This is a genomic window from Tropicimonas sp. IMCC6043 (assembly GCF_004146235.1).
Lineage (GTDB): Bacteria > Pseudomonadota > Alphaproteobacteria > Rhodobacterales > Rhodobacteraceae > Tropicimonas.
The window spans coordinates 59124-73551 of record NZ_SELO01000023.1 but is presented as its reverse complement, the minus strand read 5'-3'; the positions used below and the strand labels follow the sequence as shown (position 1 = coordinate 73551).

Annotated in this window: 17 protein-coding genes, 2 tRNA genes and 1 pseudogene; 15 read left to right on the top strand and 5 right to left on the bottom strand. The window is 64.0% G+C overall.

Going from position 1 to position 14428, the window contains the following annotated elements; translation table 11 throughout:
• Positions 1-32 precede the first annotated feature (32 nt).
• Both EU800_RS18180 and EU800_RS18175 read right to left on the bottom strand, forming a co-directional pair.
• The gene (locus EU800_RS18180) at positions 33-1187 is read right to left on the bottom strand and encodes a hypothetical protein (protein WP_129634447.1); all 1155 of its coding nucleotides are present in this window, start codon (positions 1185-1187) and stop codon (positions 33-35) included.
• A gap of 426 nt (positions 1188-1613) precedes the next feature.
• A tRNA-Thr gene (locus EU800_RS18175) sits at positions 1614-1688 on the bottom strand.
• A gap of 131 nt (positions 1689-1819) precedes the next feature.
• Here EU800_RS18175 and EU800_RS18170 point away from each other — a divergent pair.
• The 14 genes and pseudogenes from EU800_RS18170 to EU800_RS27590 form a co-directional block, all read left to right on the top strand.
• Positions 1820-1999 (top strand): hypothetical protein, encoded by a 180-nt coding sequence (locus tag EU800_RS18170; RefSeq protein ID WP_129634446.1) that lies wholly within the window; start codon positions 1820-1822, stop codon positions 1997-1999.
• A complete protein-coding gene (gene murA / locus EU800_RS18165; protein ID WP_129634445.1) occupies positions 1992-3263 on the top strand; it encodes a UDP-N-acetylglucosamine 1-carboxyvinyltransferase in 1272 nt (423 codons plus the stop codon). The genes EU800_RS18170 and murA overlap by 8 nt, the downstream gene beginning before the upstream one ends.
• Positions 3256-3732, top strand: a complete 477-nt coding sequence (locus EU800_RS18160; protein ID WP_129634444.1) for a DUF2948 family protein — start codon at positions 3256-3258, stop codon at positions 3730-3732. Before murA ends, EU800_RS18160 begins: the two co-directional genes overlap by 8 nt.
• A 64-nt stretch (positions 3733-3796) precedes the next feature.
• Entirely contained in the window at positions 3797-5107 is a 1311-nt protein-coding gene (hisD, locus tag EU800_RS18155) for a histidinol dehydrogenase (protein ID WP_129634443.1), read from the top strand.
• Positions 5104-5592 (top strand): UPF0262 family protein, encoded by a 489-nt coding sequence (locus EU800_RS18150; RefSeq protein ID WP_129634442.1) that lies wholly within the window; start codon positions 5104-5106, stop codon positions 5590-5592. Before hisD ends, EU800_RS18150 begins: the two co-directional genes overlap by 4 nt.
• 3 nt (positions 5593-5595) lie before the next feature.
• Positions 5596-6057 carry a low molecular weight phosphatase family protein gene (locus tag EU800_RS18145; protein ID WP_129634441.1) on the top strand — a complete coding sequence of 154 codons (462 nt, stop codon included), beginning with the start codon at positions 5596-5598 and terminating at the stop codon, positions 6055-6057.
• Positions 6054-6641, top strand: a complete 588-nt coding sequence (locus EU800_RS18140; RefSeq protein WP_129634440.1) for a GNAT family N-acetyltransferase — start codon at positions 6054-6056, stop codon at positions 6639-6641. Before EU800_RS18145 ends, EU800_RS18140 begins: the two co-directional genes overlap by 4 nt.
• Entirely contained in the window at positions 6638-7537 is a 900-nt protein-coding gene (locus EU800_RS18135) for a nitrilase-related carbon-nitrogen hydrolase (RefSeq protein WP_129634439.1), read from the top strand. The genes EU800_RS18140 and EU800_RS18135 overlap by 4 nt, the downstream gene beginning before the upstream one ends.
• 72 nt (positions 7538-7609) lie before the next feature.
• Positions 7610-7828, top strand: a complete 219-nt coding sequence (gene infA / locus EU800_RS18130; protein WP_021097168.1) for a translation initiation factor IF-1 — start codon at positions 7610-7612, stop codon at positions 7826-7828.
• A gap of 9 nt (positions 7829-7837) precedes the next feature.
• Positions 7838-8416, top strand: a complete 579-nt coding sequence (locus EU800_RS18125; protein WP_129634438.1) for a nucleoside triphosphate pyrophosphatase — start codon at positions 7838-7840, stop codon at positions 8414-8416.
• Complete coding sequence (locus EU800_RS18120; protein WP_129634437.1) at positions 8413-9459, top strand: ribonuclease E/G; 1047 nt, start codon at positions 8413-8415, stop codon at positions 9457-9459. Before EU800_RS18125 ends, EU800_RS18120 begins: the two co-directional genes overlap by 4 nt.
• Positions 9456-9632, top strand: a complete 177-nt coding sequence (locus EU800_RS18115) for a DNA gyrase inhibitor YacG (protein ID WP_129634436.1) — start codon at positions 9456-9458, stop codon at positions 9630-9632. The genes EU800_RS18120 and EU800_RS18115 overlap by 4 nt, the downstream gene beginning before the upstream one ends.
• Before the next feature lie 77 nt (positions 9633-9709).
• Positions 9710-9784 (top strand) — tRNA-Phe (locus EU800_RS18110).
• Between the two features lie 232 nt (positions 9785-10016).
• Positions 10017-10223: pseudogene (locus EU800_RS27590) on the top strand (IS481 family transposase); the annotation flags it as partial.
• A gap of 194 nt (positions 10224-10417) precedes the next feature.
• On the opposite strand, the gene EU800_RS18100 reads toward EU800_RS27590, so the two are convergent.
• The 3 genes from EU800_RS18100 to EU800_RS18090 all read right to left on the bottom strand — a co-directional run bounded on the left by EU800_RS18100 (position 10418) and on the right by EU800_RS18090 (position 13515).
• The gene (locus tag EU800_RS18100) at positions 10418-11887 is read right to left on the bottom strand and encodes a tripartite tricarboxylate transporter permease (protein ID WP_129634451.1); all 1470 of its coding nucleotides are present in this window, start codon (positions 11885-11887) and stop codon (positions 10418-10420) included.
• Positions 11888-11937: 50 nt separating this feature from the next.
• Positions 11938-12453: a tripartite tricarboxylate transporter TctB family protein gene (locus EU800_RS18095; RefSeq protein WP_129634435.1), complete on the bottom strand. Its 516-nt coding sequence runs from the start codon at positions 12451-12453 to the stop codon at positions 11938-11940.
• Between the two features lie 69 nt (positions 12454-12522).
• The gene (locus EU800_RS18090; protein WP_129634434.1) at positions 12523-13515 is read right to left on the bottom strand and encodes a tripartite tricarboxylate transporter substrate binding protein; all 993 of its coding nucleotides are present in this window, start codon (positions 13513-13515) and stop codon (positions 12523-12525) included.
• A gap of 212 nt (positions 13516-13727) precedes the next feature.
• On the opposite strand from EU800_RS18090, the gene EU800_RS18085 reads away from it, so the two are divergent.
• Positions 13728-14414 carry a TetR/AcrR family transcriptional regulator gene (locus EU800_RS18085; protein ID WP_242500625.1) on the top strand — a complete coding sequence of 229 codons (687 nt, stop codon included), beginning with the start codon at positions 13728-13730 and terminating at the stop codon, positions 14412-14414.
• Positions 14415-14428 lie beyond the last annotated feature (14 nt).

Sequence of the window (14428 nt, the reverse complement as noted above, 5' to 3'; positions counted from 1 at the left end):
CTCGCGGACCAAGGCGCCCCGGCAACCGCCAGCTACATAGGGAGCGCGTCTGCCGGGGCGCCGATCACGCTGGAACTGGCCGGATTTTGTGCTGCCCTCTGGCAGGAAATCGCACCGCCGTTGACACGCAAGTCCGTCGCGATGCTACCTTGCTGCCCGAGATTGAGGTGAAGAAATATCGTGTTGTCATGTTGAGATTCATCGATCTGGAAAGAAAGGTTTTCAAAAAACGAAGTTTTCCCGACACCAACATCACCAAGCACAACAACTGGCCGAGAAGAAAATGCCCCTTCAAGTTCAGGGTCGGAAAAGATGCCGCCGCCATCCGTGTTTCCCTTGGTCAAGTTCAACTTTTTCGGTGCTACGCCATTGTCGGCCACTCTTTTGTAGCGGTTATTGATGATTTGCTTGCTGAGGAGGGTGTGTCGGTTGTTGGCATCGACGGAAACATAACAGTCTCGATAAAAGCTCTTCCTAACCTCTCTATTGTCTTCAATTTCTTCCAACAATAGGGTGGCCAGCGTTCGAATATTTTCCTGAAAGTCGCTGCGATATCGGTAGCGCATCGGGTCCGCAATTGTCTCTGAGGCCTTTGGCGGAATGCGCGGGGAGCGATGCAGGGCAATGTCTCGGTAGGCTCTATTTTCCTCAATTCCCTCTGGAGAAAGTATCTTCCAAAGTAAGCTAAAATTTTCTAAATAGCTTTGAAATCCGTCAAAGAAATAACACTCTCCATCTATCGGACTTCCATGCTGGCTGAATGCTTGAAAGACCATGAGCTGAGGGCCATTGCAAACAATTCCGAGCCAGACCCCCTTCAGCGCGCAGTACTGTAGGCACTGCATAAACGTCGCTTTTAGCTCTGCAGACGCCTCAAGCAGCGGCTTCAGTTTTCGCACCTGCATGCGTTTGTTGCCGGGCAAGTCACCAAAATAGACTGCCTCACGCTTGGCCTCAAGGATCGCTTTTGCTGGTTTCCCTAACTCGTAGTCAATCCGCCCGCCATCACCATCTGGTTCTTCGACACTAATATACGGAACCTGCCATCCGAGGCACTCCGTCAAAAGGCGATCAACAAATTGGAAACGATTTTGGGCTTCGTTCCATTCAGTGCTGTTGGGAGGTCTATCATTCAAGATCTTTTGAAGTCTTGCCCTACCATCGGTCATTTCATGCTTTGACAGCATTCTTCCCTCACACCGCATTCTTCTAACGCTTCGGATACTACTTCAGTTCGACATACCGATGATTGCGTGTACGCTTCAATTTCGGACGATTCCAGACCATGTTGGACATATCCTAAACGGTGTTGCACTGTCCGTGCTTTGGCAAGAGAGGTTTAGCGCCCCGTGAGTAACCGAGACCACTGGGTCACGGGTTGGTTGCGCAGGGCCGAGCGGCTCGGCCTCACTGAAATCCGCAAGGGGAAAAGGTTGGATGACCGTGAACCTCGGCACGATGCTGTCGCGAACCGACAAGAAGTAAGGGCGGGCAGTTGCCACACTACAACCGAACACACGTTCGGATGCCCCAAGCGATGCCCCGGAACTCGCACGAACGCCCACCTAGCCTAGCCAGAGACGCGTTACTTCTTGTATTTGCAAGGATTTTCATGGTGCTGCCGGAGAGATTCGAACTCTCGACCTCTCCCTTACCAAGGGAGTGCTCTACCCCTGAGCTACGGCAGCAACGAAGTGAGGGCGGGATATACGCTCCGCAACCGGGTGTGCAAGCGGATTCTTGCACCAGTTCCGGGAAATGACCGTTCGTTCCGCGGCGTGGTCTGGACCTGCGTCACGGGCTCGCGTAATCGCGGCACATGAGCAGAAACGACACGGGGTCCGGTGGCGGCAGCGATCGCGACGCGCGGCTGAAACAGGCGCTTAAGGCAAATCTCGCGCGACGCAAGGCGCAGGCGCGGGCACGCAGTGCCGAGGATGCGGCCGACAGCACGGAAACGGGCCGGGACAACGCAGGAGAGGCGGAGCGGAATGGATAGGATCCTTGTGCGAGGCAATGGCCCGCTGAAGGGCGAGATCGCGATCTCGGGGGCGAAGAACGCATGTCTCGCGCTGATGCCGGCCACGCTTCTCAGCGAGGAGCCGCTGACGCTGACCAATGCGCCGCGGCTCTCGGACATCCGCACGATGACGCTGCTGCTCGAATCGCTGGGCGCAGAGATATCGACGATGCAGGACGGCAAGGTGCTTGCGATGTCGAGCCACGCCGCCGACACGCACGTTGCGGACTATGACATCGTGCGCAAGATGCGCGCCTCGAACCTGGTGCTCGGCCCGCTGCTGGCGCGGCACGGTCACGCCGTCGTTTCGCTCCCCGGCGGCTGTGCCATCGGCGCGCGACCGATGGACATCCATATCTCCGCGCTCGAACAGATGGGCGCCGAGATCGATCTGCGCGAGGGCTATCTGCACGCCAAGGCACCCGGCGGGCTGAAGGGCGCAGATATCACGCTGCGCTTCGCCTCGGTGGGGGCGACCGAGAATGTGGTGATGGCGGCGACGCTGGCGCGGGGGACGACGGTGTTGCGCAACGCGGCGCGGGAGCCGGAGATCGTCGATCTCGTGCACTGCCTGCGCAAGATGGGCGCGGAGATCGACGGCGAAGGCGGAGACACGATCACGATCCAGGGCGTCGAGCGGCTGCATGGCGCGACCCACCCGGTCGTGGCCGACCGGATCGAAACCGGCACCTACATGCTCGCACCGGCGATCGCTGGCGGCGAGGTTGAGCTGGTCGGCGGCCGGATGGACCTGCTCGGCGCCTTCTGCGAGAAACTGGACGCCTGTGGCATCGAGGTGTCCGGAACCGCCCGCGGCCTGCGCGTGACGCGGCGCAACGGTCGGGTGGACGCGGTCAACGTCGTGACCGAGGTTTTCCCCGGCTTTCCGACCGACCTTCAGGCGCAGATGATGGCGGTCATGTGCACCGCCGACGGGGTGAGCGTGCTTGAGGAGCGGATCTTCGAGAACCGGTTCATGCACGCGCCGGAGCTTATCCGTATGGGCGCGAGGATTGACGTCCAGGGCGGCGTGGCGACGGTCACCGGCGTGGAGAAGCTGCGCGGCGCGCCGGTTATGGCGACGGACCTGCGGGCCTCGGTGTCCCTAATCCTCGCCGCGCTCGGCGCAGAGGGTGAAACGGTGGTGAACCGGGTCTATCACCTCGACCGTGGATACGAGCGGGTCGAGGAGAAGCTGAGTGAGGTCGGGGCCGATATCGAACGGGTCAGGGAAGATGGTTGACGCAACATTCGAAGACGGGGCGGAACGCCCGGTACATGTCTCGGCAATCGATGCCGAGGACCTGAAGATCGTCTCGGCGATGGTCCAGGACGCGGTGTTCCCGATGACCGAGATGCGGTGGGAGCGCGGCGCCCGGCGTTTCGCGTTGCTGCTCAACCGCTTCCGCTGGGAGGATCGTGCGGCGGCGGAGCGTCGCGGCCGGCCCTATGAGCGAGTGCAGAGTCTGCTCATCTTCGAAGATGTGCTCCACGTCGCGAGCCAGGGGATCGACAGGACCGAGACCGACACGGTGCTCTCGCTGCTGTCGCTCGAGTTCGAGCCCGGCGAGGACGGCGCGGGCCGCCTGCACCTGGTGCTCGCCGGAGACGGCGCGATCGCGCTGGATGTCGAATGCATCAATGCCACCCTGCGCGATGTCACCAGGCCCTATATCGCCCCGTCGGGCCACGTCCCGGATCACGGCGCCTGAGCCGACGCTTGCGCTTGAGACGCCTTCGTCGGAGGGTTATCAGGGGCTCCGACAAGGAGAGTCCATGCCCCAGTTCCTCGACACCTCCCAGCCGGACTTCGAAAGCCGTTTTGCCGCCTTCCTGACAACGAAGCGCGAGAACGCGCCGGACGTTGACGCGGTCGTGGCCGGGATCATCGAAGACGTGCGCCGCCGCGGCGATGCCGCCGTTATCGAGTTGACCGAGCGGTTCGACCGGTTCGCGCTGACGCCGGAAACGCTGGCGTTTTCGGAAGACGAGATCGAAGCGGCCTGCGCCGAGGTGCCCGACGCCGAACGCAAGGCGCTGGAGCGCGCAGCCGAGCGCATCCGCGCCTACCACGTCCGCCAGATGCCCAAGGACGAGCTTTGGACCGATCCGGATGGCGCCACGCTCGGCTGGCGCTGGACGGCGGTCGAGGCGGCGGGGCTCTACGTGCCGGGCGGGCTCGCGTCCTACCCGTCCTCGGTGCTGATGAACGCCATCCCGGCGCGGGTCGCCGGGGTCGAGCGGTTGGTCGTAGCCGTTCCGACACCCGAAGGCGCGGTCAACCCGGCCGTCCTGATGGCGGCGCGGATCGCCGGGGTCGACGCGATCTACCGCGTGGGCGGTGCGCAGGCGATTGCCGCGCTTGCCTATGGGACCGAAACGATCGCGCCGGTGGACAAGATCACCGGGCCGGGCAATGCCTATGTCGCCGCCGCGAAACGCCGCGTCTTCGGCGCCGTCGGGATCGACATGATCGCGGGTCCTTCCGAGATTCTCGTGATCGCCGATGCCGAGAACGACCCGGACTGGATCGCCGTCGACCTGCTGAGCCAGGCCGAGCACGACGAAAGCGCACAGGCGATCCTCGTCACGCCGGACGCGGCGTTCGGTAGTGCCGTGGCCCGGGCGGTCGAGGCGCGCCTCGAAACGCTGGCGCGGCGTGACATCGCCGGACCGTCCTGGCGCGACTTTGGTGCGATCATCACCGTTCGGGATCTCGACGAGGCGGCCACGCTGACCAACCGGGTCGCGCCGGAACACCTGGAAATCTGCGTTGCCGATCCGGAAGCGCTCTCGGACAGAATCCGCCACGCCGGCGCGATCTTCCTCGGCGCATGGACGCCCGAGGCGATCGGCGATTATGTCGGCGGGCCGAACCACGTCTTGCCCACCGCGCGCTCGGCGCGGTTCTCCTCCGGCCTCTCGGTGATCGATTTTCTCAAGCGGACCACGCTGGCGCGCATGTCGCCAGGCGCGCTCGCGGCAATCGGCCCGGCGGCCGAGACGCTGGCGATTTCCGAGAGCCTAGAGGCGCACGGCCTCTCAGTCCGCGCGCGGCTCGACCGTCTCAACGAGGGCGGACAATGAGTGCGAACCGGATTTGCCATATCGAGATCGACGAGGCGGGCCATGCCAGGCCGACGCCGGAGATCGAACAGGAGCGCAAGGTCGCCATCTTCGACCTTCTGGAGGACAATTCCTTCGCCCTTCCGCCGCGCCACGACGATGCCCCGGTCCCCGAGGGGCCGTACCGGCTGTCGCTGGCCATCAGGGATCGCCGGCTGGTCTTCGATATCACGACAAAGGAGCGCGAGAAGGTCGGCGAGTTCCACCTCTCCCTCAGCCCGTTCCGGCAGGTGGTGAAGGATTACTTCCAGATCTGCGAGAGCTATTTCTCAGCCGTCAAGACAATGCCGCCCTCCCAGATCGAGACCATCGACATGGCCCGTCGCGGCATCCACAACGAGGGGGCCCGGGTCCTCCTGGAGCGGCTCGAAGGAAAGGCGGAAGTCGATGTCGACACCGCGAGACGCCTCTTCACTCTTATCTGCGTGCTGCATTTCGGGGGCTGAACGATGGGTGACTTCCCGGCGTCGGTCCTCTTCACCTGCGACCACAACGTGGTGCGCTCGCCGATGGCCGAAGGGATCGCCAAGCTGTTCTATTCGCATTCCTTCTACATCCAGTCGGCCGGGGTGCGGAATGACCTCGAGATAGACGGCTTCTGCATCGCCACCTGCAAGGAGATGGATGTCGATCTCTCGCGACACCGCGCCCGCAGCTTCGACGAGATGCAGGACTGGGGGGACGATCTCGGCGGGTTCGACCTAATCGTGGCGCTCTCGCCGGCCAGCCAGCGCAAGGCGCTGGAACTCACCCGCTATTACCATCTCGATGTCGAATACTGGCCGATCATGGATCCGACTGGCCTCGGCGAGACGCGCGCCGAGAAGCTCGCCCGCTACCGGCAGTCACGGGACCAGATCGTCGAGCGGCTCGTCGCCCGTTTCGGCCCGCCGCTCGAGGGCGCATCATGAGCCTCGAGATCCGGCCGCTCTCCGGCGCGGCGATCGCGGCGGCACTCGACGATCTGGCGGCGCTCCGGATCGCCGTCTTCCGCGACTTTCCCTATCTCTACGATGGCGACCTCGCCTATGAGCGCAACTACCTGGCGACCTACGAGTCGACGCCCGACGCCATTCTCGTCGGCGCTTTCGACGGCGTACGCCTGGTCGGAGCTGCCACCGGCACGCCGATGGAGGCGCATGCCGCGGAATTCGCGGACCCGCTGGCCCGGGCCGGCCTTGACCCGCGCGACGTCTTCTATTGCGCCGAAAGCGTGCTCTTGCCCGCCTATCGCGGTCAGGGGACGGGCCACGCCTTCTTCGATTTCCGCGAGGCTCATGCGCGCGCGCTCGGCCGCAAGCGGTCCGTCTTCTGTGCCGTGATCCGTCCGCCAGACCACCCGCTGCGCCCCGCCAGCTATCGCCCGCTCGACGGCTTCTGGCGCCGGCGCGGCTACGCCCCGCGTCCCGGGATCGTCGCCAGCTTCCGCTGGAAGGACATCGACGAGACGAAAACCAGCACGAAACAGCTCCAATTCTGGGAGACCACGCTATGAGCCTCGCACAGGATATCCGGATTGCCGCGGCGGCCTACCCGATCGAGGGCCTGCCCGGGTGGGACGCGCTTGCCGCCAAGCTCGATCACTGGCTCGGAGAAGCAGCCCGGGCCGGGGCGGACCTCGCCCTGCTGCCGGAATATGCCGGAATGGAGGCCGCATGCGCCGGCGAGGCAGAGGCCGAGACCGCGGAGGAATGGTGTCGGCTCGCCGCGGCGGCGGCGCCGGACTACGCCGCGCTCTGCGGCGAGTTGGCCCAGCGGCATGGGCTCTTCCTCCTTGCGGGGTCGCTGCCCGAGGAAACCGATTACGGCCTCGTCAATCGCGCACGTTTCTTCACGCCGACCGGCGGCTCGGGTTTTCAGGACAAGCAGGTTCTGACGCCCTGGGAACGCGAGGCCACCTCCCTTACGAGCGGCGCGCCGCTGAGCCCATTCGACTGCGACCTCGGCCGGATCGGCGCGCTGATCTGCTACGACAGCGAGTTCCCGGCGCTCGCCGCCGCGCTGGAAACCGACCTGTTGCTGGTCCCGTCCTCCACCGAGGCGCCCGCGGGCCAAGCCCGCGTGCAGATCGCCAGCCGCGCCCGTGCACTCGAAGGCCAATGCGTCGTAGCCCAGGCGCCGCTGATCGGCGGCGTTGCGGACTGCGTCGTGGTCGATGCCAACACCGGCCAGGCGGGAATCTTCGGGCCTCCCGACACGGGATTCCCCGAAGACGGCATCCTCGCCGCAGGCGAGGTCGATTCGGCCGGTTGGGTTCTCGCCGATCTCAGTCGCGACGCGCTTGCCGAAACCCGAGCGACCGGCGCGGTTGCACCGCTGGACCACTGGCCGGAGGCGGAGACCTGCGCCGGCAAGGCCGCATTGCGCCCGCTCACGCACAATCGCCCTTGATTTGCCGGTATTTAAGGCGCATTTAACGCCCACCTCGAAGGAGGGCTGACTGAAACCACTTCTGGAGTGACCATGGCCAAGGAAGAACTGCTCGAATTTCCCGGTGTCGTGAAGGAGCTCCTGCCGAATGCGACATTCAGGGTCGAGCTGGAAAACGGCCATGAAATCATCGCGCATACGGCAGGAAAGATGCGCAAGAACCGCATCCGCGTCCTTGCCGGCGACCGGGTCCAGGTCGAAATGACCCCCTACGACCTCACCAAGGGTCGTATCAACTACCGCTTCAAGTAAGGCGGATCCATGCGCCTTGTGCTCGGCTCGGGCAGCCCGCGCCGCCGCGAACTCTTGGCGCAGATCGGCGTGGTGGCCGACGACATCCGCCCCCCCGATATCGACGAGACGCCGCGAAAGGGCGAGCTCGCGCGTGCCTATTGCCAACGCATGGCGTGCGAGAAGGCCCTCGCCGTCCCCGCGCGCGAGGACGAGATCGTGTTGTCCGCCGACACCACTGTCGCCCTCGGCCGCCGCATCCTCGGCAAGCCGGCCGACGCCGGCGAGGCGGCGGATTTTCTACACAGGCTCTCCGGCCGCCGGCACCGCGTGATCACCGCAGTTGCCGTGCGCCTGGGCCAGCGTCTCTGGGAGCGTGACAGCGTCAGCGCGGTGAAAATGAAGATGCTGAGCGATCTCGAGGTAAATGCCTATCTTGCCTCCGGCGACTGGCAGGGCAAGGCCGGCGGCTACTCGATCCAGGGTCCGGCGGGCGCCTTCATTCCGTGGATCTCGGGGTCCTACACCGCCATCGTCGGCCTGCCGCTCGCCGAGACGGCGGGGCTTCTGATGGCCGCGGGCTACCCGCTCTACCGGAGCGCGGCATGAAGGGCACGAGCGTCTTTCTCGATCACATCGCCGGCCGCGCTGCCGCCGCGCGATTTGTCGACGGAACGCTGGACGATTTTCTCGTCGACCCGCCCGCGGACGGGCCGGACCCGGTCGGCACGATCCATCGCGCGATCGTCGAGCGCCCCGCGAAGGGGCAAGGCGGCGTGTTCGTGCGGATTGCAGACGGGGCAACGGGGTTCCTGCGCCACGCGAAGGGGCTGTCCGCGGGTCAGTCGGTGCTGGCACAGACGACGGGCTTTGCCGAGCCGGGCAAGGCGACTCCGATGACGCAGAAGCTTCTCTTCAAGTCGAAATACGCCATCGTTACGCCAGAGGCGCCGGGACTGAACGTCTCCCGCCAGATCCGTGACGAAGAGCGGCGCGTCGAGCTGAAATCGCTCGCCGAGGCGGCGATGGAAAGCAGCGAGCACGGGCTCATCTTGCGCTCTGGGGCCGCCGCGGCGGCGGATGACGAGATCGCCGAGGACATCGCAGCCATGCGCAGCCTTGCCGAGGCGATCCTGAGCGACGGCGAGGGGACGCCGGAACGCCTTCTCGAGGGTGCGGACTCGTACGCGCTGGCCTGGCGTGAATGGGGCGATCCGGACGAGGTGGTCACGCAGGAAGACTGCTTTGTCGGGCGCGGCGTGCTCGACGCGCTGGCAGAAACGCTCGCCCTGGAAACGGCGCTTCCGGGCGGCGGCGGCCTCGTTGTCGAACCCACCCGGGCGCTGGTTGCGGTCGACGTCAACACCGGCACGGATTTCTCGCCTGCCGCGGCGCTCAAGGCCAATCTGGCCGCTGCCCGCGCCCTTCCGAGATGCCTGCGCCTGCGCGGGCTGGGCGGGCAGATCACCGTCGATTTCGCGCCGCTGCCCAAGAAGGACCGGCGCCAGATCGAGCAGGCCCTGCGCACCGCCTTTCGATCCGACCCGGTGGAAACCGCCCTCGTCGGCTGGACACCGCTCGGTCATTTCGAGGCGCAGCGCAAACGCGAGCGCCTGCCGCTCGACCGGGCGGTGCGGGAGGCGTTGCAGTGACCTGCCCGGTCTGCGGCAAGGCCCAATCGGCGCGCTACCGCCCCTTCTGCTCGCGCCGCTGCGCCGATGTCGACCTGGCTCGCTGGCTGCGTGGCAGCTACGCGATCCAGACCGACGAAACCCCTGAAAACGATCGGATATCGGACCAGGACAGAGGGTCCGATCCGGCGTGACTTTTTTGTTCGGCCCCTCTGGACTTGGCCCTGCGCTGCGTCTAGAAGGCACGAACCCAGCGCAGATGCGCTCCCAAGCCCGGGTAGCTCAGGGGTAGAGCAGTGGATTGAAAATCCTCGTGTCGGTGGTTCGATTCCGCCCCCGGGCACCATTATTACCCAACAAAAATAATTATGTAGGGCGTTTCTCCACATAGCGTTGAGACTCTTTGTCTAGGGCTGGGTGCCATGTGGGTGTCAATTGAATTCGCACCCAACTAACGCCGACCTGCGAAACCAACAGGAAATAATACCGGTTCACCAAACCCAATCATCCGTAGAGTGAGGAGGGTCAGAAAACGGTCCGGCGAACCGTTTTCCCGACGAACGGTCAGGTCGATCTAAGACGCCGCCGTTAAACGTTTCAACTGCGACAACCATGGCCAGCTCCGCGGCCACCTCGCCGACTTCATGGCGGCTTGCGACTTCGCCCGTCGTCTCAAGACGCTCAGCGGCCTCACGCCCTACGAATACATTTGCAAAGTCTGGACGTCAGAGCCGGACAGATTCGTCGCCGATCCAATCCACCAGATGCCGGGACTGAACACCTAAGCAGTGCAGCCAGGGAGATGACGAGCGGGAGATGTTGCCCCGATGTGACCCAGGCGAAGATCGGGCATGGCTACTTCCTTGATCTGGCGTTGCGCCTGTCAAATGAGCGGCACATCTCCTGCCATTGCCGGCATTCGACACCTTTCCGGCAGCTCGGGGAGCAAGCTGCCGGCCCGGGCAGTCGGAGGCGCACGTCACGCGTCGGGCGAGGAATCCGTCTTCGCCCGAAGCTGTTTCTTGAGTGCGCTCCACAGCGGCGTCTGGCTGACGAAGATCAGCACCACCGAGGCGAAGAGCACGAGCGAGAGCGGGCTCGTGAGAATGCCCTGGAAGAGACGCGGGAGACTCTCCTGATCGGAGATGATCGCCCGTCGCCAGTTCTCGTCGATCAGCCGGCTGAGGATCACACCTAGGATCACCGGGCCGACCTGATACCCGTAGAGCTTCATGAAGTAACCCAGAACGCCAAAACCGAGCATCCAGTAGACATCGGTGATCGAGTTGTTGACAGCGAAAGCGCCGACGATCGACAGCATCAGGATCAGCGGGATCAGCACCGCGCGCGGCATTTCAACGATGCGGGTGAAGATGCGAATGCCGGTCAGGCCGAAGATCAGCATGAAGAGATTGGCCAGCAGCAATGCGCCGACAATGAACCAGAACATGTCGGGTTTCTCGATCATCAGCATCGGGCCGGGGTTGAGCCCGTGGATGAAGAGTGCGCCGATGATGATCGCGGTCACGGCGTCACCGGGGATTCCAAGCGTGATCATCGGGATAAAGGCGCCGCCGATGGCCGCGTTATTGGCCGTCTCGGGGGCTACCAGCCCCTCCTTGGCGCCCTCTCCGAAGGGTACCTCGGGATCCTTGGTCACGCGCTTGGCGTGGTCGTATGCCATCAGCGCGGCAATGTCCCCTCCCGTTCCAGGCAGGGCGCCGATGATCACGCCGATGACCGAGGTTTGCAGGGAGAGCGGCAGGTATTTCCGTACGTCCGACCAGTGCGGAACGATGCGGGAGATCGTCTGCTTCACTGCGGCCATCTCGAGATGGCGCAGCTGGATCAGCGCCTCGGCCACGCCGAACATGCCGATCATCACCGCGACGAAGCTGATGCCGCCCCAGAGCTCGACCACACCGAAGGTGAAGCGCTCCTGGGCGGTCAGCGGGTCGAGCCCGACGGTGCCGATCAGGAGGCCGAGCGCGCCGGCGAAGATCCCCTTGGTCAGGCTCTCGCCCGAGAGCGAGCCGACGAGCAGGATGCCAAGGACCGCCAGCAGCATGTAGTCGCGTGGTTGGAAGGTCAATGCAAACTCGCTGACCGCCGGGGCGGCGAAGGCGAGCACGATGATTCCCAGGAGGCCGCCGACGGCGGACATCGTGGTCGACAGGCCGATAGCCTCGCCGGCCTTGCCCTGCTGGGCAAGCGGGTAGCCGTCGAGCGCCGTGGCGATAGCCGAGGGCGCACCGGGGATATTCAGGAGTATCGCCGTGCGCGAGCCGCCATAAACCCCGCCCATGTAAATGCCGACCATCAGGCTGAGCGCTTCGTAGACCTCCCAGGAGAAGGTGAAGGAGATCAGAATCGAGACCGCCATGGTCACCGAGAGGCCCGGGATGGCGCCGACGTAGATGCCGGCGAAGGTTCCAAGCGCGACGAGCATCAGCAGCTTCGGATCGAGCCAAGCGATGGAGAGGTATTGCAGGGCTTCTATCACGGCTGGCTCCCGGCGAAGAGATTGCCAATCCAGGCGAGGATCTCGCGTTCGGGCACGAGGCCCTCGGGCATGAGCACCGAGAAGACCAGGCGAAAGATGACGTAGATGATCGCGAGGCTGAAGACCGAAACCAAGGCGGAGAATATCACGCCGCGCCGCGCCAGGATCAGCGTCGAGACGAAGAGGAAGATCAGCGACGTCAGCAGGAAGCCGAGCGGGCGCAGGGCGATGGCATAGAGCAGGATCAGTACCGCCATGATCGCGGCGTTCGCCGGCAGTATATCGCGGAACATCTCCGCCTCGCCGTCGCGGGTGGCGCGCAGCGTGTTCACGCTGACGACCAGCGCGGAGGCAAGCATGATTGCCGCTGCGGCCATCGGGAAAGCGCCGGGCGAACTCAGGCCCTCGAAGCCAGCGATCCCATAGGCCTTGGCGAGCGCGCCCAGGCTGACGAGCACCAACAGGAGCGCGAAAATCGCCTCGCCGGGCTTGCGCGTGTTGTTGGGTCCCATGACATCCTCCCGAGCGCTGGGAACCGCGCTGCCGCATGGGCGCCGCGGTTCCCGTTGTAGACTACCCGATCAGGGCCGCGGAATACCGAATTCTTCCGGCGACGCCTTGGCGATGCCCGCGTCGAAGACGAGCCACGATGTAACCGACTGATATTTCTCGAGGAAATTGACCGCCTCGTCCCCGGAGATATTCATGATCGAATAGCCGCGGTTCTCCATCAGGGCCTTGAAGTCCGGATGCTCGGCGCCCGCGGAATAAGCTGCCTTGAGCTTGTCGACCGCCTCGTCCGGCGTGCCGTCTTTCACGAATACGCCGAAGAAGGGACCCCAGGGCAGGTAGGTGGCGTAGTCCGGGTATTCGTCGGTGATCGGCGGAAGATCGGGCATCAGCGGGTTGGCCTCGGTGTCCATCAGCGCGATCGGTTTCACCCGGCCGGCCTTCACATGCTCGATCGCCACGCCCATCACGACCGGCACCACGTCGATTGCGCCCGATTGCAGGGCGGTGATCGCCGGGCCGTCGCCGTCATAAGGAACCTCGGTGACCGGCAAATCGACCTTGCTGCTCACCATTGCGGTGACTGTGGAAGGCAGGCCGCCGGGGCCGGTGGTGCCGAACTTCACTTCGTTCGGGTGGGCATTCACGTAATCCACCATTTCCGTGAACGTGTTGAAGGGCGCATCGTTGTTGGCCACGATGACCGGCACGCCGCGGGCAAGGATGTTGATCGGAATGAACTCCGAGTAGTCGATGTCGCCGAGCCCCATGACCTTGTAGAGCTGCGGGTTCTCGGCACCGAGCAGCAGAGTGTAGCCGTCGGCCTCCTGCGCGGCGACGAATTTCGTGGCGATTGCGCCGACGCCACCGGTCATGTTCTGGATGATCACGTTGCCGCCGAGCACCTCCTCGGCGTGCGGCGTCACCGAACGCATCACGGTGTCGGTCGACCCGCCGGCGCCCCACATCACGATGCCTTGCAGGTCCTTCTCAGGGAATTCGGCCAGCGCGGGCGCAGCCGTCAGGATCGCGGCGACGGCCGCGCCGATGAGTTTGCGGTTCATGTCTTTCCTCCCAGTTCGCACTCCGCCGAATCCTCCTGACCGGCGACACTTCTAAAATGTACGATACCGTACAATTGTCAAAGAATATTTTGTACCAACTCGGACATTTCATGTTATCAGTGGAATCGTCAGCATCGAGACCACTTGTTCCGAGGGAGGCAGTCCTGGAGAAAGAGGCGCGAAAAACCCACTGGAAACAGGATCCTGAGAGCGTGAAGGCCGACATCCTTCAGGTCGCGGTGTCGGAGTTCTCGGTCAAGGGGCTTTCCGGGACTCGGATCGACGAGATCGCCCGCAGGACGGCGACGTCCAAGCGGATGATCTACTATTATTTCGGCGACAAGCTCGGTCTCTACCGTGAAGCGCTCGAGTCCGAGTATCGACGCGCGCGCGAGGGTGAGGGCGAGATCGACTTCTCGGGCCTCGACCCGGTGGATGCGTTGCGCCGCTTGGTGGAGTTCACCTTCGATTTCCATCGCGAGCACCCCGATTTCGTTGCCATGATCGCGCATGAGAACACGCAGGACGCGGTCCACCTGGCGCAGTCCGAAGCGATCCGGAAGCTGAACCAGGGCGCCGTGAAGCAGGTCGGCGAGATCTATGCCGAGGGGGTGCGGCGCGGTCACTTCCGGCCCGGGCTGGAACCGGTGCGGCTCCACTGGACGATCTCGGCGCTCTGTTTCTACAACGTCTCGAACCGGCACAGTTTCAGCGCCGGTTTCGGCGACACGATCCACTCCGAGGCCGGCCAAGAGGAGCACCGCCGTTTCGTGGTCGATCTGGTTATGCGCGCCGTCATGTCGAACTCGCAATCGGCCGAGATCAGCCGATTCGTCAGCCAGGAAAGAGAAGAACCCTGTTCACCCGCCGACAAGTGTCCCCATCCGCCGCTTCGGTAGTTCGTATGCCGCAA

Coding starts and splice junctions, on each gene's coding strand:
- EU800_RS18135 (WP_129634439.1), top strand. CDS start 6,638: ATGAGCCTCGCACAGGATATCCGGATTGCCGCGGCGGCCTACCCGATC.
- EU800_RS18140 (WP_129634440.1), top strand. CDS start 6,054: ATGAGCCTCGAGATCCGGCCGCTCTCCGGCGCGGCGATCGCGGCGGCA.
- EU800_RS18125 (WP_129634438.1), top strand. CDS start 7,838: ATGCGCCTTGTGCTCGGCTCGGGCAGCCCGCGCCGCCGCGAACTCTTG.
- EU800_RS18120 (WP_129634437.1), top strand. CDS start 8,413: ATGAAGGGCACGAGCGTCTTTCTCGATCACATCGCCGGCCGCGCTGCC.
- EU800_RS18180 (WP_129634447.1), bottom strand. CDS start 1,187: ATGCTGTCAAAGCATGAAATGACCGATGGTAGGGCAAGACTTCAAAAG.
- infA (WP_021097168.1), top strand. CDS start 7,610: ATGGCCAAGGAAGAACTGCTCGAATTTCCCGGTGTCGTGAAGGAGCTC.
- murA (WP_129634445.1), top strand. CDS start 1,992: ATGGATAGGATCCTTGTGCGAGGCAATGGCCCGCTGAAGGGCGAGATC.
- EU800_RS18100 (WP_129634451.1), bottom strand. CDS start 11,887: ATGCTCGTCGCGCTTGGAACCTTCGCCGGCATCTACGTCGGCGCCATC.
- EU800_RS18145 (WP_129634441.1), top strand. CDS start 5,596: ATGGGTGACTTCCCGGCGTCGGTCCTCTTCACCTGCGACCACAACGTG.
- EU800_RS18170 (WP_129634446.1), top strand. CDS start 1,820: ATGAGCAGAAACGACACGGGGTCCGGTGGCGGCAGCGATCGCGACGCG.
- hisD (WP_129634443.1), top strand. CDS start 3,797: ATGCCCCAGTTCCTCGACACCTCCCAGCCGGACTTCGAAAGCCGTTTT.
- EU800_RS18160 (WP_129634444.1), top strand. CDS start 3,256: ATGGTTGACGCAACATTCGAAGACGGGGCGGAACGCCCGGTACATGTC.
- EU800_RS18090 (WP_129634434.1), bottom strand. CDS start 13,515: ATGAACCGCAAACTCATCGGCGCGGCCGTCGCCGCGATCCTGACGGCT.
- EU800_RS18095 (WP_129634435.1), bottom strand. CDS start 12,453: ATGGGACCCAACAACACGCGCAAGCCCGGCGAGGCGATTTTCGCGCTC.
- EU800_RS18150 (WP_129634442.1), top strand. CDS start 5,104: ATGAGTGCGAACCGGATTTGCCATATCGAGATCGACGAGGCGGGCCAT.